Annotated in this window: 20 protein-coding genes and 3 pseudogenes; 16 read left to right on the forward strand and 7 right to left on the reverse strand. The window is 71.1% G+C overall.

From position 1 onward, the window contains the following. Nucleotides 1–14 precede the first annotated feature (14 nt). Nucleotides 15–857 carry a DUF3109 family protein gene (locus CRP55_RS02205; RefSeq protein WP_438865758.1) on the reverse strand — a complete coding sequence of 281 codons (843 nt, stop codon included), beginning with the start codon at nucleotides 855–857 and terminating at the stop codon, nucleotides 15–17. A 135-nt stretch (nucleotides 858–992) separates the two neighbouring features. Here CRP55_RS02205 and CRP55_RS02210 point away from each other — a divergent pair, with 135 nt between their 5' ends. Next, on the forward strand, nucleotides 993–1814 hold the full coding sequence (locus CRP55_RS02210) for a sugar phosphate isomerase/epimerase family protein (RefSeq protein ID WP_097317747.1): 822 nt from the start codon (nucleotides 993–995) through the stop codon (nucleotides 1812–1814). Between the two features lie 31 nt (nucleotides 1815–1845). Here the strand turns inward: CRP55_RS02210 and CRP55_RS02215 are convergent, their stop codons facing one another. Then, nucleotides 1846–2406 (reverse strand): CGNR zinc finger domain-containing protein, encoded by a 561-nt coding sequence (locus CRP55_RS02215; RefSeq protein WP_097318687.1) that lies wholly within the window; start codon nucleotides 2404–2406, stop codon nucleotides 1846–1848. An 89-nt stretch (nucleotides 2407–2495) separates the two neighbouring features. Here CRP55_RS02215 and CRP55_RS02220 point away from each other — a divergent pair, with 89 nt between their 5' ends. The 5 genes from CRP55_RS02220 (at nucleotide 2496) to CRP55_RS02240 (ending at nucleotide 6225) form a co-directional block, all read left to right on the forward strand. Next, a complete protein-coding gene (locus CRP55_RS02220; protein ID WP_097317748.1) occupies nucleotides 2496–3374 on the forward strand; it encodes a proline dehydrogenase family protein in 879 nt (292 codons plus the stop codon). A 213-nt stretch (nucleotides 3375–3587) separates the two neighbouring features. After that, on the forward strand, nucleotides 3588–3800 hold the full coding sequence (locus CRP55_RS02225; RefSeq protein ID WP_097317749.1) for a helix-turn-helix domain-containing protein: 213 nt from the start codon (nucleotides 3588–3590) through the stop codon (nucleotides 3798–3800). A 149-nt stretch (nucleotides 3801–3949) separates the two neighbouring features. Next, nucleotides 3950–4051, forward strand: coding sequence for a 30S ribosomal protein bS22 (locus CRP55_RS02230; RefSeq protein WP_007465623.1), 102 nt, complete (start codon nucleotides 3950–3952; stop codon nucleotides 4049–4051). Between the two features lie 120 nt (nucleotides 4052–4171). Next, nucleotides 4172–5248 (forward strand): NAD-dependent epimerase/dehydratase family protein, encoded by a 1077-nt coding sequence (locus CRP55_RS02235; protein WP_097317750.1) that lies wholly within the window; start codon nucleotides 4172–4174, stop codon nucleotides 5246–5248. Next, the gene (locus tag CRP55_RS02240) at nucleotides 5245–6225 is read left to right on the forward strand and encodes a lysophospholipid acyltransferase family protein (protein WP_097317751.1); all 981 of its coding nucleotides are present in this window, start codon (nucleotides 5245–5247) and stop codon (nucleotides 6223–6225) included. Before CRP55_RS02235 ends, CRP55_RS02240 begins: the two co-directional genes overlap by 4 nt. A 420-nt stretch (nucleotides 6226–6645) precedes the next feature. Here CRP55_RS02240 and CRP55_RS02245 read toward each other — a convergent pair. After that, nucleotides 6646–7530: pseudogene (locus tag CRP55_RS02245) on the reverse strand (DUF5667 domain-containing protein); the annotation flags it as partial. Nucleotides 7531–7699: 169 nt separating this feature from the next. Beyond that, a complete protein-coding gene (locus tag CRP55_RS02250; protein ID WP_097317752.1) occupies nucleotides 7700–8677 on the reverse strand; it encodes an ECF subfamily RNA polymerase sigma factor, BldN family in 978 nt (325 codons plus the stop codon). Nucleotides 8678–9069: 392 nt separating this feature from the next. Between CRP55_RS02250 and CRP55_RS02255 the strand changes: the two genes are divergently transcribed. The 8 genes from CRP55_RS02255 (at nucleotide 9070) to hemB (ending at nucleotide 17132) form a co-directional block, all read left to right on the forward strand. Further along, the gene (locus CRP55_RS02255) at nucleotides 9070–10518 is read left to right on the forward strand and encodes an AMP-binding protein (protein ID WP_245922748.1); all 1449 of its coding nucleotides are present in this window, start codon (nucleotides 9070–9072) and stop codon (nucleotides 10516–10518) included. Further along, entirely contained in the window at nucleotides 10515–10763 is a 249-nt protein-coding gene (locus CRP55_RS02260; RefSeq protein WP_097317754.1) for a glutaredoxin family protein, read from the forward strand. Before CRP55_RS02255 ends, CRP55_RS02260 begins: the two co-directional genes overlap by 4 nt. Before the next feature lie 10 nt (nucleotides 10764–10773). Beyond that, the gene (locus CRP55_RS02265; RefSeq protein ID WP_097318688.1) at nucleotides 10774–11418 is read left to right on the forward strand and encodes an HAD family hydrolase; all 645 of its coding nucleotides are present in this window, start codon (nucleotides 10774–10776) and stop codon (nucleotides 11416–11418) included. A gap of 172 nt (nucleotides 11419–11590) precedes the next feature. Further along, nucleotides 11591–12343: a redox-sensing transcriptional repressor Rex gene (locus CRP55_RS02270; RefSeq protein ID WP_097317755.1), complete on the forward strand. Its 753-nt coding sequence runs from the start codon at nucleotides 11591–11593 to the stop codon at nucleotides 12341–12343. Next, nucleotides 12340–13629: a glutamyl-tRNA reductase gene (locus tag CRP55_RS02275; RefSeq protein ID WP_097317756.1), complete on the forward strand. Its 1290-nt coding sequence runs from the start codon at nucleotides 12340–12342 to the stop codon at nucleotides 13627–13629. Before CRP55_RS02270 ends, CRP55_RS02275 begins: the two co-directional genes overlap by 4 nt. Next, a complete protein-coding gene (gene hemC / locus CRP55_RS02280; protein ID WP_097317757.1) occupies nucleotides 13626–14555 on the forward strand; it encodes a hydroxymethylbilane synthase in 930 nt (309 codons plus the stop codon). Before CRP55_RS02275 ends, hemC begins: the two co-directional genes overlap by 4 nt. Next, the gene (locus CRP55_RS02285) at nucleotides 14552–16138 is read left to right on the forward strand and encodes a bifunctional uroporphyrinogen-III C-methyltransferase/uroporphyrinogen-III synthase (protein WP_097317758.1); all 1587 of its coding nucleotides are present in this window, start codon (nucleotides 14552–14554) and stop codon (nucleotides 16136–16138) included. Before hemC ends, CRP55_RS02285 begins: the two co-directional genes overlap by 4 nt. Before the next feature lie 10 nt (nucleotides 16139–16148). Next, nucleotides 16149–17132, forward strand: coding sequence for a porphobilinogen synthase (hemB, locus tag CRP55_RS02290; RefSeq protein WP_097317759.1), 984 nt, complete (start codon nucleotides 16149–16151; stop codon nucleotides 17130–17132). On the opposite strand, the pseudogene CRP55_RS02295 reads toward hemB, so the two are convergent. The 3 genes and pseudogenes from CRP55_RS02295 to CRP55_RS51920 form a co-directional block, all read right to left on the reverse strand. Further along, nucleotides 17129–19357 (reverse strand): annotated as a pseudogene (locus CRP55_RS02295) (lamin tail domain-containing protein); the annotation flags it as partial. The gene hemB and the pseudogene CRP55_RS02295 sit on opposite strands and share 4 nt — an antisense overlap. A gap of 133 nt (nucleotides 19358–19490) precedes the next feature. Beyond that, nucleotides 19491–20510: a GNAT family N-acetyltransferase gene (locus CRP55_RS02300; RefSeq protein WP_245922749.1), complete on the reverse strand. Its 1020-nt coding sequence runs from the start codon at nucleotides 20508–20510 to the stop codon at nucleotides 19491–19493. A gap of 88 nt (nucleotides 20511–20598) precedes the next feature. Further along, nucleotides 20599–22557 (reverse strand): hypothetical protein, encoded by a 1959-nt coding sequence (locus CRP55_RS51920; protein ID WP_143234365.1) that lies wholly within the window; start codon nucleotides 22555–22557, stop codon nucleotides 20599–20601. A 120-nt stretch (nucleotides 22558–22677) separates the two neighbouring features. Between CRP55_RS51920 and CRP55_RS02315 the strand changes: the two genes are divergently transcribed. Together CRP55_RS02315 and CRP55_RS02320 are read left to right on the forward strand one after the other, a co-directional pair. Next, nucleotides 22678–22893 (forward strand): FmdB family zinc ribbon protein, encoded by a 216-nt coding sequence (locus tag CRP55_RS02315; RefSeq protein ID WP_097317764.1) that lies wholly within the window; start codon nucleotides 22678–22680, stop codon nucleotides 22891–22893. Nucleotides 22894–24092: 1199 nt separating this feature from the next. Next, a pseudogene (locus CRP55_RS02320) lies at nucleotides 24093–24524 on the forward strand (adenylate/guanylate cyclase domain-containing protein); the annotation flags it as partial. Nucleotides 24525–24663: the final 139 nt, after the last annotated feature.

Below are 24663 nucleotides of genomic sequence, written 5' to 3' on the forward strand. Positions count from 1 at the left end.
CGCCCTTGAACGGCCTAAAGGCTGTCTGGGGGCGCGGCCGGCTCACGTCCGCCGCGCTTCTTCGGTGCCCCGGCCTTGACCGTGGCCGGGTGCACCGCGGTCAGACCCTTTGCCAGCCGGTCGGCGCAGAGCTCGGCCAGCTTGTCGTAGGCCGACTGGCCGACCAGGGCGATCAGCTCCGGCGCGTACGAGACGTACATCGGCTCGGTGCCGACATGCGCGTCCGGCGACGACGTGCACCACCAGTCGAGATCGTGGCCGCCCGGGCCCCAGCCGCGCCGATCGAACTCGGTCAGCGTCGACTGCAGCACCTTCGTACCGTCCGGGCGCTTGATCCAGTCCTGCTCCCGGCGCACCGGAAGCTGCCAGCAGACGTCGGGCTTGTAGGTCAGCGGGTGTACGCCGTCACGCAGCGCCTGCGCGTGCAGGGCGCACCCGCCACCACCGGCGAAGTCGGCGTCGTTGAGGAAGACGCACGGGCCGTCAGCGGACTGGGTCGCCGTGCGCCGGGCCGGCTTGGACCCGTCGATCGTGTCCAGTTCCGTGTAGTTCTTGAAGCCCCGGCGGTGGTGCTGCCAGTTCTCCGGAGTGAGTTTGGCCGCCGCCGCCTTCACCCTGTTCTCGTCGTCGGCGTCGGTGAAGAACGCGCCGTGTGAGCAGCAGCCGTCCTGCGCGCGCCCGGCCACGATGCCGTGGCAGGCCGAGCCGAAGACGCACGTCCATCGCGACAGCAACCAGGTCAGATCGGCTCGGACCAGGTGCTTGTCGTCATCGGGGTCGAGGAACTCGATCCACTCACGAGGGAAATCGAGATCGACCTCGGCGGCACGGGCGGCTGCCGCAGCGTCGAGGACGATGCGGATCTGTTGACGGCGGCTCACCCGGGTCAGCGTACGCCCGCAGGTGACCCCCGCCGTGTCGCCGCCCGGTATGGCCGCATATACCCGGTAGAGGAGACGGCGTACGCGACAAACGGGTCTACGCTTGAGAGCGTGAGTTCCCGCGTTCCCGTGCTTCTGTCCAGCTCGTCGGTCTTCCCCGAGCCGACCGCGGCCGCGTTCGAGCTGGCCGCCACGACCGGCTACGACGGCCTCGAGGTCATGGTCTGGACCGACCGCGTCAGCCAGGACGCCGGCGCGCTGAAGGGTCTGGCCGATCACTACAACGTTCCGGTGCTGTCGGTCCACGCGCCCTGCCTGCTGGTGACCCAGCGGGTGTGGAGCACCGATCCCTGGGAGAGGCTGAGCCGCGCGGCCCAGCTGGCCGAGACGCTCGGCGCCCCCACGGTGGTGGTGCACCCGCCGTTCAGCTGGCAGCGCGACTACGCCAAGAACTTCTCGGCCGGCCTGGCCAAGATCCAGGCCCGGCATCCCGACCTCGACTTCGCGATCGAAAACATGTTCCCGGTGAAGATGGCCGGCCGCTGGTTCGTGCCCTACACGCCGGGCTGGGACCCGACCGCGACCGGCTTCGACGCCTACACGCTCGACCTGTCCCACTGCGCCGCGTCGCGCATCAACTCGCTGGCCATGGCCGACAAGATGGGCGCCGGCCTCAAGCACGTGCACCTCGGCGACGGCACCGGTGAGGGCCGCGACGAGCACCTGGTGCCCGGCCGCGGCAACCAGCCCTGCGCCGAGCTGCTGCGCTCGCTGTCGGCGCGCGGCTTCACCGGCTCGGTCGCGCTGGAGGTCTCCACGCGCAAGGCACCCAGCCGCGCGGCCCGCGAGGCCGACCTGCGCGAGTCCTTGGAGTTCGCCCGCCGCCATTTGAAGCCGGCCGAGTCACCCACGCCTGCCATCACGCGGGGCTGACCACCACGGCAATCGCCTGCCATCTCAGCGGTTACAAGGCGATTGCCTCGCGGAGCGAAGCGGAGCCAGCCAGCTCAGCGCGCTTGCGGGCTCGGTGCGCGGCCACGTGGGAACGCGTGGCGCAGCGCTCCGAGCAGAAGCGGCGGCAGTTGTTGGATGACGTGTCGAGGTAGACGTTGCCGCAGCGCTCGTCGGCGCAGATGCCGAAGCGGGCGCTGCCGTACTCGCAGAGCCAGACCGAGAGGCCCCACGCGGCGCCGGCCAGGTATTCGGAGCTGACCGACGAGCCGCGGCTGGTCACGTGCATGTGCCAGTCGGCGGCGTCGTGCCCGGAGATGCGCGGCTGCACGGGGTACACCTCGAGCAGCGAGTTCAGCTCGGTCACGGCCTCGGCGTCGCGGCCGCTCGTGCCGTACTCGAAGACGTCGCGCAGGCGCCGCTGAGCGCGGCGGAAGACGGCGACGTCCTTTTCCGCGACCTCCTCGCGCATCCAGCCCTGCTCGTCGGTGAACAGGGCCCGGAGAGCGGCGAGATCACTCACCTCCGCGTTGACGAGGTCAACAGCGGTTCGGGCGTACGCATCGAAGTCCACCCGACAAAGGTAGCCGCACCGGCCGCCGACGAACATGGCCCGCGTGCCACTCCCACGATCGGAGGTGGACCGGACGATACGCTCGGGACATGCTCCGCTCCCTGTTCCTGTCCGCCGCCGGATCGGACCGCCTCGGGCGCCTCGCGGCCGCCCTCCCGGTCAGCCGAAAGGTCGCCGCCCGTTTCGTCGCCGGTGACGGGGTCGGCGAGGCGGTGCGCACCGGCCGCGCCCTGGCCGACGACGGGCTGTACGTGACCTTCGACCACCTGGCTGAGGAGACGCGCAGCGCGGAGCAGGCGGTCGCCGTCCGCGACGAATACCGCGCCCTGCTGGCCCGGGCGAAAGACGCCGGCCTGACCCCGGCCGCCGAGGTCAGTCTGAAGCTGTCGGCGCTGGGCCTGCGGCTCGACGAGCGGCTGGCCTACGAGCACGCCCAGGCGGTCTGCGCGGCCGCGGCCGAGACCGGCACGACGGTGACGCTGGACGCCGAGGACCACACCACCACCGACGCGGTCCTCGAGATCCTGGCCGAGCTGCGCAAGGACCACCCGGGCACGGGGGCGGTGCTCCAGGCCTGTCTGAGGCGCACCGAGGGCGACTGCCGCGAGCTGGCCACGGCCGGGTCGCGGGTGCGGCTCTGCAAGGGCGCCTACGCGGAGCCGGAGTCGGTGGCGTTCCAGTCCGCCCTCGACATCGACAAGTCGTTCGTGCGGTGCCTGAACATCTTGATGTCGGGCGACGGTTATCCGATGGTCGCGACGCACGACCCGCGGCTGATCGCGATCGCCGAGGACCGGGCGCGCTGGTTCGACCGCCTGCCGGAGGAGTACGAGTTCCAGCTCCTCCACGGGGTGCGCCCGCAGGAGCAGGCCCGGCTGGCCGCCGGTGGCAACGTCGTGCGGGTCTATCTGCCGTACGGCACCCACTGGTACGGCTACGTCGTGCGCCGTCTCGCCGACCGACGGTAGACACCTTGTCCGTCCCCGAAAGCAACAATTGGGGCAGAAACGGTGCACAACCGGCGTGTTGGCCTTGACTTTTTCCGGCCTTTTTCACGGAACGCATCGCGTTGGTCACAGCCGTATCGATACCGTTCTGATGACACGCACGTTCTCCGCCGCGTCGCAAACGCTTATCTCTCCGCCGCGGCCCGTGCCTGCGAAAGGATCGGTGCGTACGAGATGACGGGTCCAGCCCAGACCGAGGAACGGCTCTCGGAGGTGCGGTTCCTGACCGTCGCCGAGGTGGCCTCTCTGATGAGGGTCTCCAAGATGACGGTCTATCGGTTGGTGCACGGCGGTGACCTCACCGCCGTCCGGGTCGGCCGGTCCTTCCGGGTGCCCGAGCACGCCGTGCACGAGTACTTGCGCGGCGCTTTCTCCCAGACGGCCTAGGCCGTTTTGGCCCGGCGCTCGCCGGGCTTGTACGCTGGTGCGGTTGGCTCCCGATTGCTCCGCGCGCCCGGGACCCCGTTCAGCTCGGATACGGGACGTGCCACCGCGCACGCGCCGGTCCGATCCACCAGTTTCGAGAGGCATGTCGTATGGGCTCCGTGGTCAAGAAGCGCCGCAAGCGTATGGCGAAGAAGAAGCACCGCAAGCTGCTGCGCAAGACCCGCGTCCAGCGTCGCCGTCTGGGCAAGTGATGGTGGGTCGGTTAACAACGGGTTGGCATCGGTTTTCCGCCGCGGGCTAACTCAGTCTGCCGACCTTTCCATCCCTTGCCGCACGTATCGCACCCGTACGCATCGGAAGGTGCGCCCGACGTGACCTCTCCGCCCAGCGTCGTCGTGGTCACCGGAGTCAGCCGATATCTCGGCGCCCGGGTGGCCGCTCGCCTCGCCGCAGATCCCCGGGTCGACCGTGTCGTCGGCCTGGATCCGCTCGACCCGCCGGCCGCCCTGCGCGACCTGATGGGTGACGTCGAGCTGATCCGGGCCGATGCCCGTGCGGCCTCGGGCGCCATCGCCGAGCTGGGTGCCGAGGCTCTCGTGCACCTGGCGGTGGCCAGCGCGCCCGACTCGCAACACGGCGGCCGGGCCGCGATGAAAGAGCAGAACGTCATCGGCACGATGCAGCTGCTCGCCGCCGCGCAGGGCGCGTCCAGGCTGCGCAAGCTCGTGGTGCGCTCGTCGACCGCCGCCTACGGCGCGTCGTTCCGCGACCCCGCGGTCTTCACCGAGGACACCGAGCCCCGGGCCGTGCCGCGGGGCTCGTTCGCGCGCGACATCCTCGACATCGAGGGCTATGTCCGCGGTTTCCGCCGCCGTCGTCCCGAGGTGGCGGCCACCGTGCTGCGCTTCGCGCCGTTCATCAGCTCGACCGCCGACACGACGCTCACCCGCTACTTCTCGCAGCCGGTGGTGCCGACCGTGTTCGGGCGCGACGCCCGGCTCCAGTTCGTGCACGTCGACGACGCGCTGGAGATCCTGCACCGCTCGGTCATCGAGGACCACCCGGGCACGTTCAACGTGGCCGGCGCCGGCGTGCTGGCGCTGTCACAGGCCGTCCGCCGGGCCGGGCGCATCTCGGTGCCGCTGCCCGAGGGCACGCTCTCCACCCTCACCGGGCTGGCCCGCAACGTCGGGATCGGCCAGATCGGCTTCGATCAGATCGACCTCTTCGTGCACGGCCGGGTCGTCGACACCACGCGGCTGGTCCGCGAGTTCGGCTTCACCCCGCGCACCACGTCCGAGGCGTTCGACGACTTCATCAAGGGCCACGCCGGCGGTTCGCTCACCGACGACCGGCTGGCCGCCGCCGAGCAGGCCATCCTCGACGGCATCCGGCGGGTTCGCGGTGCCGCCGAGCCCGCCTCGGTGACCGGCGGGAGCGATTCATGAGCCAGGACGAGTTCCGCGACATGCTGCCCGGCAACGCCGATTTCGTCCTGCCCCGGCCCGCCGAGCCGGTGCGGGTGAACGGCCGCCGGCCCATCCCCGAGGAGTCGCGGCCTCCGGCCGAGCCCGCGGCGGCACTGGACGTCTGGGACCAGCGGGTGGCCAACGGGCTCGCTTTCCTGCGGCGCCGGCTCGCCGGGACGTACGAGGTGGACGAGTTCGGCTTCGACCCCGAGCTCACCGACGCGGTCTTCCATCCGCTGCTTCGGGTGCTCTACCACGACTGGTTCCGCACCGAGGTCTTCGGCATCGAGAACATCCCCGCCACCGGGGGCGGGCTGGTCGTCGGCAACCATTCGGGCACGCTCGCGCTCGACGCGCTGATGCTGTCGGTGGCGATCCGCGACAAACACCCCCGCGAGCGTCACCTGCGGCTGCTCGGCGCCGACCTGGTCTTCCGCATGCCGGTGGTGAGCGAGCTGGCCCGCAAGTCGGGCGTGACCGTGGCCTGCAACCCGGACGCCGAGCGTCTGATGAGCACGGGTGAGCTGGTCGGCGTCTTCCCCGAGGGCTTCAAGGGCATCGGCAAGCGCTTCGCCGACCGGTACAAGCTCCAGCGGTTCGGCCGGGGCGGTTTCGTCTCGGCGGCGCTGCGCACCGGCACCCCGATCGTGCCGGTGGCGATCGTCGGGGCCGAGGAGATCTACCCGATCCTGGCCGACATCAAGCCGCTGGCCCGGCTGCTCGGCGTGCCCTACTTCCCGGTCACGCCGACCTTCCCGTGGCTGGGCCCGCTCGGCCTGGTTCCGCTGCCGAGCAAGTGGATGATCCAGGTCTGCCCGCCGATACCGACCGCGCACCTCACCGAGCTGGCCGACGACCCGATGGTCGTCTACAACCTGGCCGACCAGGTGCGCGAGACGATCCAGGCGACGCTGCTCGAGCTGCTGGAGAAGCGCCCCGATCCGTTTGCCCGCTGAGGTCCCCGGTGGGCGTTTTCGGCCTACAATGACGTTGAGGGGCGGTCCGGTAATTCCCGGCAACCGCCCCTCGCCATGTCTTCCGTCCGGTCAGTCTCCGAAGATCCCGTCCAGCAGGCCGCCCAGCGGGCCCTTCTCGGTCGAGTCGCCGGTGGTGTCGCCGGTGCCGGTGCCCGGGTCGAGCAGCGGCGTCTCCGACGGCACCGGGGTGCCGCCCAGCGGCAGCTCCGGCGAGGTCGACGGCGTGGCCTGACCGGTCACTCCGCCGTTGCTCTTGACCTTGTTCGAGCCGGCCGTGGCGCCCGGTTCGGCGGTCGGATCGGCGTCCTGCGGGCTGACCTTGGCGTCCTTGCTCGGCTTGGTCGTCGTCTTGCTGCTCTGCCCGGAGGACGGGCGCGACGAGGTCGACGACGGGCCGTCCGTGTCGTCGGCGCAGTCCTTCAGCTTGGGGCCGAGGGTGTCCGCGCCGTTCGAGGCCACCGGCGAGCACTTCAGGCCCGCCCGCAGGTCGGCCGAGCGCTTGCTGACCGACTCGAGCAGCTGGAGCGAGCCGCCGGCCCGCTCCCGGTTGCCGGTGCTGAGCTGGTCGAGCTTCGGCATCAGCATGCCGCGCTGCCGGTCGACGAAGCCGTCGATGGTGGTCAGCGGCTTGGCGTCGCGGTTGGCGACGGCCGCCGTGGTGAGCTGCTTGACGCCCTTGCGGGTGTCGGCGTCCATGTCGTCCAGCACGCCGGCGAACCCGCTGTCGCCGCCCTTCATCGCGGCCGCCTCGGCGAGCCGGTTGCGGGCGAAGTCCAGGGACAGCTGACCCCGGCTGACGTCCGAGCCGGCCATGGCCAGCTGGGCTCGTTCGGTCGAGCGCTTGACCCCGTACAGGGCGTCGCCCGGTGATGCGTTCTCGCTTGCCGCGGAGATTCCGGAGACGGCCATCGCGCCGGCGGCAACGCCGATCACGATCGCGCCGCGGGCCCGGATACGGCCGCCGTGCCCCAGCAGGCCGGCGCGCAGGCCGGTCCGGGCGGTCGATGCCTGCCTGGCGGCGGGCTCCTTCTCGACTGCGGTGGCGGTACGGCCGATGCCGTCCCGCTCGGCGGTGGCCACCAGCATGGACCGCAGTCCGGTGCGGAACTCGGAGTCCACCCGGACCCCGGGCCGCGCGCCGGAGAGGCTGTTGCCGATGGCGACCAGCTCGGCGAGCTGCTCGTCGGCCTGGCCGCGGCTGTGGTGCCGGCGGCCGCCGGTGTTCTCGTCGAGAAGCTCCGCGAAGCGCTCGGCGCTCCGCCGGTCCAGAAAGTCGAAATTCACCGCGGGCACCTCCCCTCGCTCGTGAGTGTCTCGTCGGCGGCGTCGCCGACGGTCGCGACGAAATCGGGGGACTCGAGGGCCGCCCGGGGTCGCACTCGGACAAACGCGCGACACGCGTCCCCGGTTACGGGGGCGAGCGCCCGGCATCGGGTAATGGAGGTGGCCCCCGTCACGCCTGAAACCCTTCCGGCAGAAGCCGGGCGAGCGCTCTCACCGCGCGGTATTGCAGGGCCTTGATGGCGCCCTCGTTCTTGCCCATGGTCTGCGCGGTCTCGGCCACCGAGAAGCCCTGGAGGAAGCGGAGCACGATGCACTCCTGCTGCTCCGGGTTGAGCTGCTTGACCGCGGTCAGCAGGGCGACGTTGGTGATGTGGTCGACCACGGCCGACTCCGGGCTGCCCTCGGGGCCCCGATCCTCGCGGTCGGCGTCGAGCACGTCGCCGGTGGTGACCTCGAGCCGGTAGCGGCCCGACTTGAAGTGGTCGGCGACCAGGTTGCGGGCGATGGTGACGAGCCAGGCCCCGAGGTCGCGGCCCTGCCAGGTGAAGCTGCCGATGCGCTTGAGCGCGCGCAGGAACGTGTCCGAGGTGAGGTCCTCGGCGAGCTGGCGGTTGCCGACCCGGAAGTAGACGAACCGGAAGACGGTGTCGACGTACCGGTCGTAGATCAGGCCGAACGCCTCGGCCTCGCCGGCCTGCGCGCGCTCCACCAGCGCCCAGACCTCGGCCGCGGCGTCGCCCGGGTCGGGGCGGGCCGGATATTTCGGCTGCTGAGCCGGCTCGGTCGGCGGGCTGGTGGTGCTCTGCGCGGGCACGACGACCGTCTGCTCGCCGGGCGCCTCGGGCAGCTGACTGCGCTGACCGGCGGTGGGCTGCGGCGGGGGCATGCCGGGCCGGCCGGGCACGGCCACCCGGCCGCCGCCGGCCAGGGGGTTCGCGTTGCCGGTGGGCGGGATCCGGTGCCCGGGCGACTCGTTGACGTGCGGGCGGTTGCGGGTCCGCTTGGGGCCGTCGCCGCGGATCGTGTTGACGATCAGGTCGTCGAACGCGCCGACCGAGCGGCGGAGGACGGTCAAACCGTCGGCCAATGCGAGGCGGGCCGCGAACACGTCGCGGTGGTACGGGTCCCCGGCGTAGACATGGCTCACTGCGCCTCCTTCACCCGGCGGGGCTGCTGCTTCGACTGCTGCTGATCCGTCCCGCCAGACGTGGATGCGCAGCATGGGCGTGCATTTTGTGGCACAGCGGCCTCCTCGGGATGAGGGGTGATCACTCATAGCAAAAGGGGTGGGGTGGCCTAAAACGTCAGACCGACCTCACCCAGGGCTGTGGAGTCCGTTACACAGACGCGAAGTATCACGGACACCGGACACACGGAGTCGCACACCGTGTGCGCTGTGTGCGACTGCGCAGAAATAGTACGAAGTGGCGCAGACAAGACACAAGGAACGTCTGCCACCATGGCCGACACGGCTCGGCGCGCGACGGACAGGCTGTCCGGCACCCACTTCCGTGGCGCTTTGTGCCAGACTCGTGCCTCGTGGACGAAGCAGCCCGCGACCCGGTCGCCCGGGCCGCCGCGCGCAGGCCCGACGGCCTCGCCCTGATCACCGATGACGCCGCGCTGACCTGGTCCGACGTCCACGAGCGGGTGAACGAGGCCGCGCGGTCGATCGCCGCGGATACCGAGCCGGGCGACCGCGTCGCGATCGTGCTCGGCAACTCGATCGAGTTCGTGGTGGCCTATTACGGCGTGCTGCGGTCGGGGCGGGTGGCGGTGCCGCTCAACCCGGCCTACACGGCCGCCGAGAGGGACTACGCGATCCGGGATTCCGGGGCCGCCCTGGTGATCGGGAGTGCCGGGGGCCCACGCGAGCCCGTACGGACGGAAACGCCGCCCGATCTCGCCGTCCTCCTCTACACCTCGGGGACGAGCGGCCGGCCGAAGGGCGCGATGCTGACCCACGCCGCGCTGGCCGCCAACCACGATCAGCTGGACGCGATCGAGCCGGCCGTCGTCGGCCCGGACGACGTGGTGCTGCTCGCGGTGCCGCTGTTCCACGCGTACGGCCTGAACACCGGCCTGGGCTCGGTCGCGCACCACGCCGCGACCGGCGTGCTGGTCGACCGGTTCGACCCCGGTGCGTCGCTCGAGGTCATCGCCTCGCGGGCGGTGACCGTGGTGGTCGGCGTGCCCGGCATGTACGCGGCGTGGTCGCAGCAGCCCGGGGCCGGCATCGCGATGCGCTCCGTGCGCACGGCCGTCTGCGGCGCCGCCCCGCTGCCCCCGGACGACGCGGCCCGGTTCGCCGCCGCCACCGGCAAGAGCGTTCTGATCGGCTACGGGCTGACCGAGACCGCCCCGGTGCTCACCACCACGGCCGTCAGCGACCGCGGCAAACCCGGCTCGATCGGGCGGCCGCTGCCCGGCGTCTCGCTGCTGCTGCGCTCGGCGGCCGGCCAGGTGCTCTGGCGCGACGGCACGCCGTCACCCGGCGAGGACCTGGCCGAGCTCGACCTGTCGGTGGAGGACTCGGCCGGCACCGACCCGGGCGAGATCGTGGTGCGCGGGGCCAACCTCTTCTCCGGATATTGGCCGGACGGACGGGGCGGCCCGGGCGCCGACGGCTGGTGGGCGACCGGCGACGTGGCCTACGCGGACGCCGACGGCGACCTCCACCTGGTCGACCGGGTCGACGAGCTGATCCTGGTGCAGGGCTTCAACGTCTACCCGGCCGAGATCGAGCGGGTGCTCGGCACCCATCCCGGTGTGGCCGAGGCGGCCGTGGTCGGCGTGCCCGACCCCGAGACGGGCGAGCGGCCGCACGCGTTCGTGGTGACCGCGCTCGACCCGCCCCCGACCCCGGCCGAGCTGCAGGTCTTCTGTGCCGGGCAGCTCGCCCGGTTCAAGGTGCCGTCGATCGAGTTGGTGCGTGAGCTTCCCCACTCGGCCACCGGCAAGGTTCGCAAGAGGGAGCTGTCATCGTGAGCCGTGTGACCCTGATCAGCCGGGACGGCTGCCACCTGTGCGAGGTCGCCGAGGCCGCGCTCGACCGGATCATCCCTGGTCAGTGGAGCCGGGTGAACATCGATTCGTCGATCGAGCTGGAGCGCGACTACGGCGACCGGGTGCCGGTGGTGCTGCTCGACGGTGCCGAGCACGGCTACTGGAAGGTCGAGGAGGACCGGCTGCTGCGGGATTTGTCCAGGCCGCCGGGGGAGCCGCGCCTGTAGTTTGTTCGCCGTGACGCGCAAGCACCTGGTCTGGGACTGGAACGGCACCCTGCTCGACGACCTCTCTCTGGTGGTCTCGTCGACCAACGAGGCGTTCGCCGCGATCGGCGGCCGCGCGGTCGGCGCCGACGAGCACCGCGCCCGGTTCCGCCGGCCGGTGGCCGAGTTCTACGCCGAGATCCTCGAGCGCGCGGTCGACCAGGAGGAGTTCGAGGAGCTCGACCGGATCTTCCACGACGCGTACCGGCTGGGCCTGACGAACATGACCCTCGCCGCCGACGCCGCGGAGGCGCTCAAGTCGTGGCCGGGGACCCAGTCCCTGCTGTCCATGTGGTTCCACAAGGAGCTGGTGCCGGCCATCGAGACGTACGGCCTGACCGGCGTCTTCACCCGGGTGGACGGTCTGCGCACCGAGATCGGCGGGCACCTGAAGGCCGGCCATCTGGCCGAGCACCTGGCCGAGCTGGGGCTGGCCGGATCGGACGTGGTGCTCATCGGCGACTCGCTGGACGACGCGGCGGCGGCCGAGTCGGTCGGCGGGGTTTCGGTGCTCTATACGGGGGGATTCACCGACCCCGTCCGTTTGCGGGCGTCCGGTCGCCCGGTGGCGGACACTTTGGTCGAGGCTGTCGAGATCGCCCGGACGCTGGCATAATCCGATTAGCACCCAGATGGATCTTTGTCCAGCCATCCGATCAAGATCGCGATTTGTGCACGCCTTCACAAGCGCCTACTCTTTGACTTCGAAGAGCCCCGCTAGCACAGCCGGTTCAACCAGGCGTTCGTGGGTTCCCCGCAGGTTCGCAACCTCGTCGGCACGGAGTCAGATGAGTCAGCAGCGTCACGGAAGCACGCCCGGCCATGTCCGTGGCGACGATGCCGTCCAGGCCTTCCCGGATCTGCCGGAGGCGACCATCGCGCGCCTTCCCGAATATCTCCGGGCCCTGCACAACCTGGGTGAGGCCGGCGCGGACACCGTCTCCAGCGAGGGCCTCGCGGCGGCGGCGGGGGTCAACTCCGCCAAGCTCCGCAAGGACCTCTCCCACCTCGGCTCGTACGGCACGCGTGGCGTCGGGTACGACGTCACACTGCTCATCGAGCAGATCGAGTACGTGCTCGGCCTCGACCAGCGCCGCGCGGTCTGCCTCGTCGGCCTCGGTAACCTCGGTCACGCGCTGGCCGGCTACGACGGCTTCGCCAGCCGCGGCTTCAAGATCGTCGCGCTCTTCGACGCCGACGAGTCCAAGGTCGGCGAGCACATACACGGCCTCGCCGTGCGCCACATCGCCGACCTCGGCCGGGTCGCCGTCGAGGAGAAGATCGCCATCGGCGTGATCGCCACCCCGCCCGGCGCCGCCCAGGCCGTGGCCGATGTGCTGGTCGACGCGGGCGTCACCAGCATCCTCAACTTCGCACCGTGCGTGCTCTCGGTGCCGTCGAACGTCGACGTCCGCAAGGTCGACCTCGCCATCGAACTGCAGATTCTCTCATTCCACGAACACCGCAAGGCATCGCTGACCGCGTTGCCGGGCGGCCGGTCCGCCGCGACGGCGGGCAATCAGGAGGCGGTCGGGTCGTGAATCTCCTCAGCGTCGGTGCGTCCTATCGCACCGCCGACGTCGCCACGCTGGAACGCCTCGCCATCCCCGACTCATCGGTGCCCGACCTGCTCGCCAAGCTCGTCGCCCAGCCGTACGTCGGTGAGGCGGTCGTCCTCTCCACCTGCAACCGGGTGGAGATCTACGCGGCGGTCACCACCTTCCACGGTGGTCTCGGCGACATCTGCAACGTGCTCTCCGAGGTCTCCGGCATCCCGGCGACCGAGCTCGCCGGGCATCTCTACGTGCACTACGACGAGGCCGCGGTCCAGCACTCGTTCCAGGTCTCGGCCGGTCTCGACTCGATGGTCGTGGGCGAGTCGCAGATCCTCGGGCAGCTGCGCGACGCGTACCACGTGGCCACCGAGTCCGACTCGGCCGGCCGGCTGCTGCACGAGCTGATGCAGCAGGCGCTGCGGGTCGGCAAGCGGGCGCACGCCGAGACCGGCATCGACCGGGCCGGCCAGAGCGTCGTCACCGCCGCCCTCGAGGTCGCGGAAAGCCACCTCGGCTCGCTCGAGGGCAAGAAGGCGCTGGTCGTCGGGGCGGGCGCGATGGGCGCGCTCTCGGTCGCCACGCTGACCCGGGCCGGTGTCGGCCCGCTGCGCATCACCAACCGCAGCGCCGAGCGCGCCGACCGGCTCGCCGAGGCGTACGGCGCCACGGCCGTGGCCTACGAGGATCTGGACGAGGCGCTGCGCGAGGCCGAGCTGGTGATCACGGCCACCGCCGCCACCGACCCGGTGCTCACCCGGGCCCGGCTCGAGGCGGCGGCGCCGCTCGTCGTGCTCGACCTGGCCGTGCCCCGCGACGTCGCGCCGGACGCGTACGGCGTGCCCGGCGTCACGATCATCGACATCGACAGCCTGGCCGCGTCCCGCCGCTCCGCTCCCGCGGCCGCCGAGACCGCCGCGGTCGAGCAGATCGTCGCGAGCGAGGTTGATCACTTTCTCGGCTGGCTGCGCGGGGCGGAGATCGCCCCGACGGTGGCCGCCCTGCGTACGCGCGCGGAGGACGTGGTCAGCGCCGAGCTGCGCAAGCTCTGGGGACGCCGCCCCGATTTCAGCGAGGAGCAACGGGGCGACATTTCCCGTACGCTGCACCGGGTTGTTCAGCAGCTGCTGCACTCACCGACCGTGCGGGTGCGCCAGCTGGCCGCCGAGCCCGGCGGTGACCAGTACGCGGCCCTGCTCCGCGAGCTGTTCGACCTGGACGTGCCGCACGCCACGCCGGCCAACGCGGTGCCTGAGATCGGAGGAAAAGCGTGAGTACCCCGCTGCGCCTCGGCACGCGAGGCAGCGCGCTGGCGCTCGCTCAGTCGCAGCAGACCGCGGACGCGCTGACCGCGGCCACCGGCCGTCCGGTCGAGCTTGTGCGCATCGTCACTTCGGGTGACCGCTCGTCGGCCCCCGTCGCCCAGCTCGGCGTGGGCGTCTTCGTCTCCGCGCTGCGGGACGCGCTGATCGCCGGCGAGATCGATTTCGCCGTGCACTCCTACAAGGACCTGCCCACCGGGCCGCACGCGGGCCTGCACATCGCGGCCGTGCCCCCGCGCCAGGACCCGCGCGATGTGTTGATCACCAAGGGCAACCGTACCCTCGCCGAGCTCCCGCCGGGCTCGCTCGTCGGAACCGGCGCGGTGCGCCGAATCGCGCAACTGCATGCTTTGGGCCTAGAGTTGCAGGTCACGCCGATCCGCGGGAATGTCGACAGCCGGATCGCCCGGGTCCACGGACCCGAGGCGGACCTGGACGCCGTAGTCCTCGCCCGGGCCGGCGTGGCGCGCCTCGGCCGCACGGCCGAGATCAGCGAGACGCTCGACCCGATGCTCATGCTGCCCGCCCCCGCCCAGGGCGCGCTGGCGGTGGAGTGCCGGGCCGGCGACGCCGACCTCGTCGAGCTGCTGGCCGCGCTCGACCACGCACCGTCCCGCGCCGCCGTCACGGCGGAGCGGGCGATGCTGGCCACGCTCGAGGCCGGGTGCTCCGCACCGGTCGCGGCACATGCCGAGCTCGCCGAGGGCGAGAGCGGCGACGAGATTTACCTGCGCGGTGCGGTGATCAGCCCGGATGGGGTTCGAGCCATCCGGCTGTCGCGCACCGGAACGCCCGCCGACGCGGCGGAGATCGGCAAGGCGCTTGCCGCCGATCTCCTCGACGCCGGCGCCGATACCCTGATGGGGAGCACAGAATGACCACCCGCACCGCCCGCAAGCCAGCCGGACGCATCGCGTTCGTCGGCGCCGGACCCGGCGACCCCGAGCTGCTGACCCGCCGTGCCCACGCCGCGCTCACCGATGCCGACCAGGTGGTCTACGACCGGGGCGTTCCCGAGTCCCTGCTGACCGCGATCCGGGCCGAGGCCAAGCCGGACACCCAGTTCAGCCCCGCCGAGGGCGCGCCCGGCGACGTCGCCAAGGTGCTGCTCTCGGCCGCGAAATCCGGCCTGTCGGCCGTGCACCTCGTGGCCGGTGACCCGTTCGGCCACGAGTCCGTGGTCAAGGAGGTGCAGGCGGTCGCCCGCACCGCTGTGCACTTCGAGGTCGTCCCGGGCCTGGGCCAGGCCGAGGGCGTAGCCACGTACGCCGGTGTCCCGCTGCCCGGCGTCCGCGTCACCGCCGACGTCGGCGACGTCACCACCCTCGACTTCGACGCGCTGGCCGCGGCCGCCCTCAAGGGCTCGTTCGCCGTGGCGGTCGACGCCGGCGACCTGGCCGCCGTCCGCGACGGCCTGCTCGCCTCGGGCGTCGAGCCGGGCACCACGGTCGCGGTGACCGGCGACGGCACCGGCGAGACCCAGTACACGACGACGTCCACGGTCGACAGCTTCGTCGCCGCGGCGCTCGGCTTCACCGGCCGGGTCGTGCTCACGGTCGGCGGCGACGTCGCCGAGCGCGACGCGATGAGCTGGTGGGAGAACCGCCCGCTCTACGGCTGGAAGGTCCTGGTGCCGCGCACCAAGGAGCAGGCCGGCGCGATGAGCGCCCGGCTGCGCGCCTACGGTGCCATCCCGTGCGAGGTGCCGACCATCGCGGTCGAGCCGCCCCGCACCCCGGCCCAGATGGAGCGTGCGGTCAAGGGCCTGGTCGACGGCCGGTACGCCTGGGTCGTCTTCACCTCGGTCAACGCGGTCCGCGCGGTCTGGGAGAAATTCGACGAGCACGGTCTCGACGCCCGCCACTTCGGCGGCGTCAAGATCGCCTGCATCGGTGAGGCCACGGCCGAGGCCGTGCGCGCCTTCGGCATCCAGCCCGAGCTGGTGCCCGCGGGCGACCAGTCCAGCGAGGGCCTGCTGGCCGAGTTCTCGCCGCACGACGAGATCCTCGACCCGGTCGGCCGGGTGCTGCTGCCGCGGGCCGACATCGCCACCGAGACGCTGGCCGCCGGCCTGATCGAGCGGGGCTGGGAGGTGGACGACGTGACCGCCTACCGGACGGTCCGGGCCGCGCCGCCGCCGGCCGAGATCCGCGACGCGATCAAGTCGGGTGGCTTCGACGCGGTGCTGTTCACCTCGTCCTCCACCGTCCGCAACCTGGTCGGCATCGCCGGCAAGCCGCACGCCCGCACGGTCGTCGCGGTGATCGGCCCGAAGACCGCCGAGACGGCCACCGAGTTCGGCCTGCGCGTCGACGTCCAGCCCCAGCACGCCTCCGTGCCGGACCTGGTCGAGGCGCTGGCGTCGTACGCGGTGGAGCTGCGCGAGAAGCTGGCCGCGATGCCGGCCAAGCAGCGCCGCGGCTCGAAGGTCCAGGGACCCACAGCCCTTCGCTTCCGCTAGGAGCGCCCCGATGTCGTACCCCGAGATCCGTCCCCGCCGCCTGCGCCGCTCGCCGGCCATGCGGCGGCTCGTGGAAGAGGTCCGGCTCTCGCCGGCCGAGCTGGTCCTGCCCCTCTTCCTGAAAGAGGGGCTGACCGAGCCGCGCGAGATCAGCTCGCTGCCCGGCGTCATGCAGCACTCGCGCGAGTCGCTGCGCAAGGCCGCGCACGAGGCGGTGTCGGCCGGCGTCGGCGGCCTGATGCTGTTCGGCGTGCCGACCAACGAGCACAAGGACGAGACCGGGTCGGCCGGCCTCGACCCCGACGGCATCCTCAACGTCGGCATCCGCGACCTGATCGCCGAGGTCGGCGACTCCACGGTCGTGATGGGCGACCTGTGCCTGGACGAGTTCACCTCGCACGGGCACTGCGGTGTGCTGGCCGCCGACGGGTCGGTCGACAACGACGCCACGCTGCCGCTCTACGCCCAGATGGCCGTGGCGCAGGCCGACGCCGGCGTCCACATGGTCGGCCCGTCCGGGATGATGGACGGCCAGATCGGCGTCGTCCGCAAGGCCCTCGACGAGGCGAACTACCAGGACGTCTCGATCCTGGCCTACTCGGCGAAGTATGCGGGCGCCTTCTACGGCCCGTTCCGTGAGGCCGTCGAGTCGACCCTGCAGGGCGACCGCCGGCAGTACCAGCAGGACCCGCCGAACCTGCGCGAGGCGCTGCGCGAGGTAGACCTCGACATCGCCGAGGGCGCCGACATCGTCATGGTCAAGCCGGGCCTGCCCTACCTCGACGTGATCGCGGCGATCCGCGAGCGCGTCACCGTCCCGGTCGCGGCCTACCAGGTCTCCGGCGAGTACGCGATGGTCGAGGCGGCCGCCCGCAACGGCTGGATCGACCGTGACCGGGTCATCCTGGAGTCGCTGACCTCGATCAAGCGGGCCGGCGCGCAGATCACCCTCACCTACTGGGCGACCGAGGTCGCCCAGAAGCTCCGCTACTAGTCGTCGTTGACGATCGTCCCGGCGCCGCTTCCGTCGATCAGGCGGACGGCGTCGAGGGCGACGATCTCCAGCGTGAGCGTCTCATCCGACTCGCGCAGCCGATCACCGCGCACCTGCACCGGGAAGTCGACGGTGACCGCGCCGGCCGGGATGATCCGGCAGCCCAGGTACGGATCGAAGTCGGCCAGGGGCAGCGTCGTCGTGCCCGGCACGGTCGTGGCGCAGACGGTGATCGCCCGGCTCAGCGGCCGGGTCAGCGTCACCGGGAAGACCAGCGCCACCTTGCCTGAGTTGCCCTCCACCACCCGCGCATCGCCGACCGAGACGCCGGCGCGGGCGTGGAAGCGGGCCACCTGCGGATCGTGGTCGCTGGTGCCGTCGGAGAAGTCGGCGTTGATGTGGGCCGACCGCATGTCGATCAGGTCGCGGTAGAACCCGTCGTTGACGAAGAGGTGGTCGAGCGTCTGGGCCTGGCCCTCGAAGACGTACGAGTAGGCGGCCGCGGGCGCGTCGGCGACCAGGTCGTCCCACAGGTTGTGCAGGCCGGTGCCGTAGAGCGGGCCGAGCTGGTCGCCCGGGTTGGCCGGGACCGGATCGTCGGGGCGCGGGAAGACATTCAGGTCGCCGCCGAGGACGACCCGTGCGTGCGGGTCGGCCGCTTCGATGGCGTCGACGATCGCCGCCCCGTACGCCGCCTGCTCCCGCCTCTGACCCACACGGGTGTCGGGACCGGACGAGAAGTGGTTGCTGATCGCCCACAGCGTCCCGCCCGGGGCCGCGGTGACCTCGAAGAGGGCCACCTGCGGGGCGCGGGTGTAGACGTTGGCGCCGTCGACGCCGGTCGACACGTCGACGTCGGCCGGGAGCACGGCGTTGAGCGTCTTCGGGTTCGACACCTCGGCGTTGCTGGGCAGGGGAGCGCCCCGGTAGGTCACCTGCGGCATGAGGCCGAGGACGGGGTCGGTCGGGCGGGCCGGCGCGAGCCGCAGACGATCCGTACGGAAAAGGAAACCGGAGACGATGCCACGCGCGTCGGCGCCGCTGCGGTCGAAGGCCGCGTCGTACCCCCGGCCGATCTTCAGGGCCAGTTCCTGCAACGCGTCCGGCTTGCCGTCGGCGGCGTCGCAGGCCAGCCTGCCGCCGGCGACCCGGCAGATGTCCTGGTCCTCGGCCTCTTGCACGAGCAGCAGGTCGGGGCGGTGCAGGTCGTTGCTGATCTGTTCGGCGATGCGGGCCAGCCGCTCGTCGTACGCGACCTGGCTGACCGGCACGTAGTCGAACGGTGGCCGGACGCCCGGGCAGCCGGTGTTGCCGGCGAAGTCGCAGCCGTCGGTGGGGTCGTCGCGGAAGTCGTACAGGTTTTCCAGGTTGAAGGTGGAGATCGCCAGGTCGTGGCCGCCGCGACCGGGCGGGTTGTTGCGCGCCGGGTCGGGCCCACGGTCGTACGCGATGCCGCCGACCTGAATGCCGTATTTGCCGAATGCGTAGTAGACGCCGCCGACCGCGTCCTCCCGCACCCGGTCGAAGGTGCGGGCGGCGGGCAGCACGACGCTGCTGTCACCGGCGGCGGCCTTCACACCCATCGGGCCCAGCATGATCCGGTTCGGGTTGCCGTTGTCCACCGCGCCCGGCAGGTCATCGAGGGGGTGCGCGTCCCGGAAGACCCTTCGGCTGTACGGATCTTCGCGGTCCAGCAGCGGGTCGTCGCGGTCGATGAGCCACGTCTCGGCGTCATCCGTGGACGCGTACGTCTTGGTGTTGGAGACGGCGGCGGAGCCTTTCCGCACGCGGAGCTGGGCGCCCTCGTGGCGCTCCCAGTCGAGCGGCGGAACCGCGTCGTCGATCTGGATCTCGGTGCTGACGTCGAGGCCGGTGGCGAGGGTGGTGACCCATTCGGCGCTGGTCAGCTCGGTGAGGTTGAAGTATTCGGCGACCCGGGCGTTGACGACGATCTCGTCGCCGACCTTGGGGGCGTAACCGCCGATGAGGGTGGTGAACGAGCCCATGTAGACGAAGACGCCGTCGGAGCTGGCCGGGTCGCCGTCGGTGTCGGTTTTGCGGCTTTGCAGGAAGAAGCCGTACTGCTCGACGCCGGCGTCGGTGTGGGAGAGCGCGAGCTGGGCGACGACGCCGCGCACCTGATGTTTGGCGCTGCTGGATCCGTTGCCGCTGGCCGGGGCGTACGGCGATCTGGCGTTGACGCCTTGCACCGCGCCGACCGTCAGTGGTGGGTCGGCCGCGTGCGCCACCCCGGGCAGGAGCACGCCGAGGGCGAGGATCGGCGCCGTGAAGAGCGCGCCCAGCAGGTGAGTCCCTCCACGACGGACCATACGCCCGACAGTAGAGCAGAGGTCGAACCTAGTCGATGGGTTCGAGGCTTTGGACGAGTTGTGACACGTCGGCCCCGTACTCAAACCAGTCGCGATCGGGCAGATAGCCCAGCTCGGCGTTCACCTTGAGCATGGATTCGCTGTGCTGCGCGTTCCAGGTCTGCACTTCGCGCAGGTCGGGTTCGGCCCGGCGCAGCTCGAACAGCATGCGCGCCTTGATCGCCCGGTCGATGCCGTAGCCGCGGTGGTCGCGGACGACGATCGTGTCGTACTGGTCGGCCCGCTCCGGGTGCTGGGCGGGGACGACGACCTCGGTGAGGCCGGCGACGACTCCGGTGGACTCGTGGATGGCGAGGACGATGTACGGCTTGAGGCCGCGCTTGTGCAGCGTTTCGAGCGAGTCGCGGAGCCGTTGCGGGTCGGAGGAGCGGGGAGCGAGGTCGAGATCTTCGTCGTCGTCCTGCGCTTCGAGCTTGGCTTGCGCGTACGCCTCGAGAAGGTGATCCGGGGGTCCGCCCGGGTGGTACTCGACCCGGTAGCCGGCGCCGATGGCGGTGGCCATGGCGTCGAGGGCGGGCCAGTCCACCCCGGACAGGGTGAGCACACTGCGGGTTTCGACGTATTCGCGCTCGAATCCGAGCGACTCGTAGAAGGCGATGGCCGGGGTGCCGCCGATGGCTTCGACCCCGATGGTGGAGAAGCCTTCGAGGTAGGCCCGCCGGGCGGCGACGGCGACGAGTTGCCGCCCGAGCCCGCGGCGCCGCAGCCGCGGATGCACCATGATCTCGAGCACGCCGATGTCGCCGAGCAGCAGCATGCTGACGTGCGCGAAGATCTCGCTCTCGCCCTCGGGTAACCGGTCGTCCTCGGCGACCCAGCTGATCCGCCGCTCGCCGGGCATCGTCTCGGCGAGGTAGTCACGGACCTGAACGTCCTGCCACGGCGGGTCGTCGGGGAGGTCGGTGGCCAGCACCGCGTTCACCGTCTCCACGAGCGACCGGATCTCCGCCGCCGAGGCGGTCCGGGGATCCCACTCACGCACCCTCACCCGTACAGCTTGCCGGTAACGGTGCCCTATGGGAAGGTCTGGGCCCGTAAATGTGTAGGTATCGTCACTGTGCGTGCAAGTTTGACCCTCAACCGCGGCTGCGCCGCCCATAATCGTTGGCCGCCTCGAAGACCTTCTGCGCGTACGGCCGAACGGCGTTGTACGAGAAAATCGCATCCCACCAGGCATCGGCCCGTGCCAGGTCACGCCCACCCTGGCACAGGTAGGTGCCCGCGGTCAGTGACGCATCGTCGATGTCGTTGGGGTCGGCCGTCCCGTTGTTGTCGGCGTCCACCTTGTACTGGTTCCAGGTCGCCGGAATGAACTGGAGAGGCCCGACGGCCCGGTCATAGGTGGTGTCGTTGTCGAGCGCCCCACGGTCGGAATCCGGAATGAGCTGCCGCCCACCCTTCCCGTCGAGCGGCAACCCGAAGATCCCCGGCTGGACCACACCGTCGGCCCCCAGCACGGACCCGTTGGCACTGCCGTGATCAGACTCGACCTTGGCAATGGCGGCGATGGTGGTCCAGCTGAGATGACAGTTCGGCATGGTCTTGGCCAGAACCAGCTCGGTGTACGCATAGGCCTGCACCGCCACAACCGGAATGCCGACCTTGGTGCCCACCTGCCCCGCCCACCCGGCCAGGGCATCGGCCGGCCGCCCCCCACTCTGGGCAGGCGCGGTGGGAGCAATGGTCGCCGCGCCCGTGGTGGTGCCCGGCCCGGTGGGCAGCCCAGTTGACCCTGTTCCCGGCACGCCACTGGGCACCCCCACGGGGGCGCTGCCCACCGGCGCACTCCCCACGGGCAGCCCACCCGGAACGGCAGCCGACGGCACAGCCCCACCACCGGCCTCCAGCGGGAAGGCGGGCGTCGCGCTGGGGTTGGGTGCCGCCTTCAAGGCCTCAGGCACCAGATAGGCCCCCGCGGTGCCGGCCGCCCCGAGAAGCAGAACCGCCACAACCGCCGGCACGACAAGCCGCCCGCTGGGCCGCTTGGCCCAGGCCGCGGTCCCACGCCCGACCCGCCCCGCAAGCCGCACGGGAGCCGCTTGCCGAAGGCCGCCGCTCCGCTGCTTGGCGTGCTTCGCTTCGCCGCCCTTGACCCCAGCCCCAGAAGCCGCAGCCCCGTCACCCGCCCCCGACCCGCCACTCTTCTCGGCGCCGTCGGTCGTGCCCGTGCCGCTGCTCTTCTCGGCGCCGTCGGTCTTGCCTGAGCCGCTGCTCTTCTCGGCGCTGTCGGCTTTGTCCGTGCCGCTGTCCTTCTTCGTGCCGTCGGTCTTGTCCGCGCCTTCGACCTTGGTCGGGCTGCCGTTCTTGCTTGCGCTGCTGGTTGCGCCGGTCTTGGTGGCGATCTCATCCTTGCTCACGGTCGCCTCGGCCTGGTCGGCCTTCGTTCCTGAGCCGCCCGAGCTCGACGCGGCACTCGAGGAAGCGGCCCCGGCCAATTCCGCATCGGTGCCGGCCGAAGGGGCGGAACTCACGCCCGTGTGTTCACCTGCGGCCGAGGGGCGGTCGCCGCTCGACGTCGTATTGATGCCTTTTGTCTCTCCGGCGGTGCCGTCAGTCGCCGCTGTCCCCGTCGTGGTGATCGAGGGACCTGCTCCGATCGACGGTCCCGCTCCGATCGACGGAGCCGCGCCGCCCGACTGTGCTTTCTCAACCGAGGTGCTGGCCCCCGAGCTCGCAGTTCCGGTCTCGCCCGCAGGCGCGCCCTTGTTGTCCGCTCCGCTCGCCGGACTGACGGCATCCTTCGGCCCATCCAGCGTGGCGGCGGCGTCCTTCGGCCCGTCCACCGGGCTAGCGGCGTCGTTCGGGCTGCCCGGTGGGGTGGCGGCGTCGTTAGGCCCGTCCGGTGGGGTGACGACATCGTTCGGCTTGCCTTGCGGGGCGGCGGCGGTGTCGGTCGGCTCGCTTCGCGGGGCGGCGGCGCTTATCGCCGTCGACGCGTCGGGGGCCGCGCCGGAACTGGCCAGCGGCCCGCCCTGGTGCGGCGCCGAGGCGCGCAGCTCGGGCTTGGTCACCTGGTCCTTCTGCCGCTTCACCACGCGGACGACACTACCCAACCCGAGCATGGCCGCGAGAGCCCGATTCGAAGCCTGTGGATAACTCAGATCCGGCTGTCCACAGGGTGAATTCCTGTCGGTGGGAAGCCCTACGCTTCTCCTATGCCGCGTTACGAATTCCGCTGCCGCGCCTGTGGCGACACCTTCGAAGTCAACCGCCCCATGCGCGAGGCCTCCGAGCCCACAGACTGCCCCCAGGGCCACGCCGACACGGTCAAGCTCTTGTCAACGGTCGCCGTCACCGGCCGCACCATCAGCACTCCCACCCCAGGCCCGTCATCCGGCGGCGGCTGCTGCGGAGGCGCTTGCGGCTGCTGACTCCCCAACCGGTCCTCGCGCCGACCATTCCGCACCGGCCGTCTCGCTTTCACGTCCACGCGCCGACATCGTCGCGCCGACCAGCCCTTGCTGGTTGTCCTCGCGCAGGCGGCCCGCCGGGCCGGCACCCTGCGGGCCGCCGACCACCCAGCCGGCTTGTCGTCCGCTGGGCTGTCACCTCGCGCTGGCCCTTGGGTCGACCCGCCGACCGGCCCACCGCCTTGCCGGCTTGTCGTCCGCCGGGCTGTCACCTCGCGCCGGCCCTTGCATCGTCCCGCCGACCGGTCCGCTACCCAGCCGGCTCGTCGTCCGCCGGGCTGCCACCTTGCGCTGGCCCCTGCGCCGACCGGCCCACCGCCTTGCCGGCTCGCTGTCCGCCGGGCTGGCACCCCGTGCCGGTTGTCTGATGCCGGCCGGCTTGCACAGGGTTGCCGTCCGCCGGGGCCGGCACACGTTTGACTCCACGCGGGGTGAGGCCGTGGCCGCGTTGATCCTGCGCGGGTTGAATCCGTGGCGGCGCTGGTTGCGCGATGACTGGCTGCCGTCTTGCTCCTGTCGATGGATGGTCGCTCACTGATCCTCGACTGACCGGCTCCAGCGAACTGGACACATCCGATCCCGGCCCCGCGACGAACTACAGACGGAGCGCGGTCGCTCCTGAAACGGCGCAATCGGCGTGCCGATCGTTGGTGGTGAGCCCTGAAGGTCGTCCGCTTACGGTGACCTGGCGTATTGAGATGATTAATCCGGCATGGACCTTGGAGCGAGTTCGTTCGGCCGGCTGGCTATCGGTGTCTGGCCTGGTCGGACGCTTGATTGTGGGCAATTCCACGACTTCGGCCTCCGTGGGAGTGGCGGGGCCGGGAAATGGCGTGACTGGATGCCTTCGGGGCTGTTAGCTGGGAAAACGTGGCGACGGGGCGTCCTCGTGGGTGTGTCGGGGGTGTCGCACAAAGTGACTCTCACGGGGGTGGCCGAACGGGCGGGTGGAACTGGCCGAGAGCGGCGTGTCTTGGCTCGATCCATTTCGTTACGTCACGCGTAGTGCCGTGTGGAAACGTCGATGACCCCTGTGGGTGTCCTCCGTCCGGGGTCGGCCGCAGCGGGCGGATGGTTACCGTCCGTTTCTACGATGGCCGGTGACGCTGTGATACGGCAGCATGAGATCGCGACTTGCCGAAGGGGGCGGAGGTTCCACCGTGTCGGGACGAACCGAGCTGCCGAGTGGGCTGGTGACCTTTGTGTTCACCGATATCGAAGGCTCGACGCGATTGGCCCGGATGCTCGGCGACGACTACGGCGCGGTTCTCAATGATCACCGCACAGTGATGCGCGCTGCTCTGCGTGACTTCGATGGTGTTGAGCTTTTCACTGAGGGTGACTCCTTTTTCATCGCTTTCCAAGACGCGGCCGCGGCGGTGGCGGCTTGCGTGGAGGCGCAGCGGCGACTGTCCGCACACGACTGGCTCAGCCCGGAGGTCGCACCACGGGTGCGGATGGGCATGCACACGGGCTGGGCCCGGCCCACCTGCGGCGAGCGCGGCGGCGAGTACGCCAGCATCGAGGTGCACCGTGCCGCCCGCGTCTCCGCCGCGGCCCACGGCGGCCAGATCCTCTGCTCCGGCGCCACCGCCCGCGCCGTGAGGCTCACATCCGAAATATCGGTAACGGCCGTCAATAACGCGCGAGCACTGGTCGCTGCCTCCAAGGCTCCGGATGTGGGCATCTTCCCCGGAGAAGGTCGAGGGGAAGGCCGGGGGGAGGACCGAG

This window comes from Paractinoplanes atraurantiacus (assembly GCF_900215205.1).
In the GTDB taxonomy this organism is placed as follows: Bacteria; Actinomycetota; Actinomycetes; order Mycobacteriales; family Micromonosporaceae; genus Actinoplanes; species Actinoplanes atraurantiacus.

What these genes read in the sequence shown, in the direction of transcription:
- CRP55_RS02220 (WP_097317748.1), top strand. Translation starts at nt 2,496, where the DNA reads ATGCTCCGCTCCCTGTTCCTGTCCGCCGCCGGATCGGACCGCCTCGGG.
- CRP55_RS02225 (WP_097317749.1), top strand. Translation starts at nt 3,588, where the DNA reads ATGACGGGTCCAGCCCAGACCGAGGAACGGCTCTCGGAGGTGCGGTTC.
- CRP55_RS02230 (WP_007465623.1), top strand. Translation starts at nt 3,950, where the DNA reads ATGGGCTCCGTGGTCAAGAAGCGCCGCAAGCGTATGGCGAAGAAGAAG.
- CRP55_RS02240 (WP_097317751.1), top strand. Translation starts at nt 5,245, where the DNA reads ATGAGCCAGGACGAGTTCCGCGACATGCTGCCCGGCAACGCCGATTTC.
- CRP55_RS02270 (WP_097317755.1), top strand. Translation starts at nt 11,591, where the DNA reads ATGAGTCAGCAGCGTCACGGAAGCACGCCCGGCCATGTCCGTGGCGAC.
- CRP55_RS02285 (WP_097317758.1), top strand. Translation starts at nt 14,552, where the DNA reads ATGACCACCCGCACCGCCCGCAAGCCAGCCGGACGCATCGCGTTCGTC.
- hemB (WP_097317759.1), top strand. Translation starts at nt 16,149, where the DNA reads ATGTCGTACCCCGAGATCCGTCCCCGCCGCCTGCGCCGCTCGCCGGCC.
- CRP55_RS02315 (WP_097317764.1), top strand. Translation starts at nt 22,678, where the DNA reads ATGCCGCGTTACGAATTCCGCTGCCGCGCCTGTGGCGACACCTTCGAA.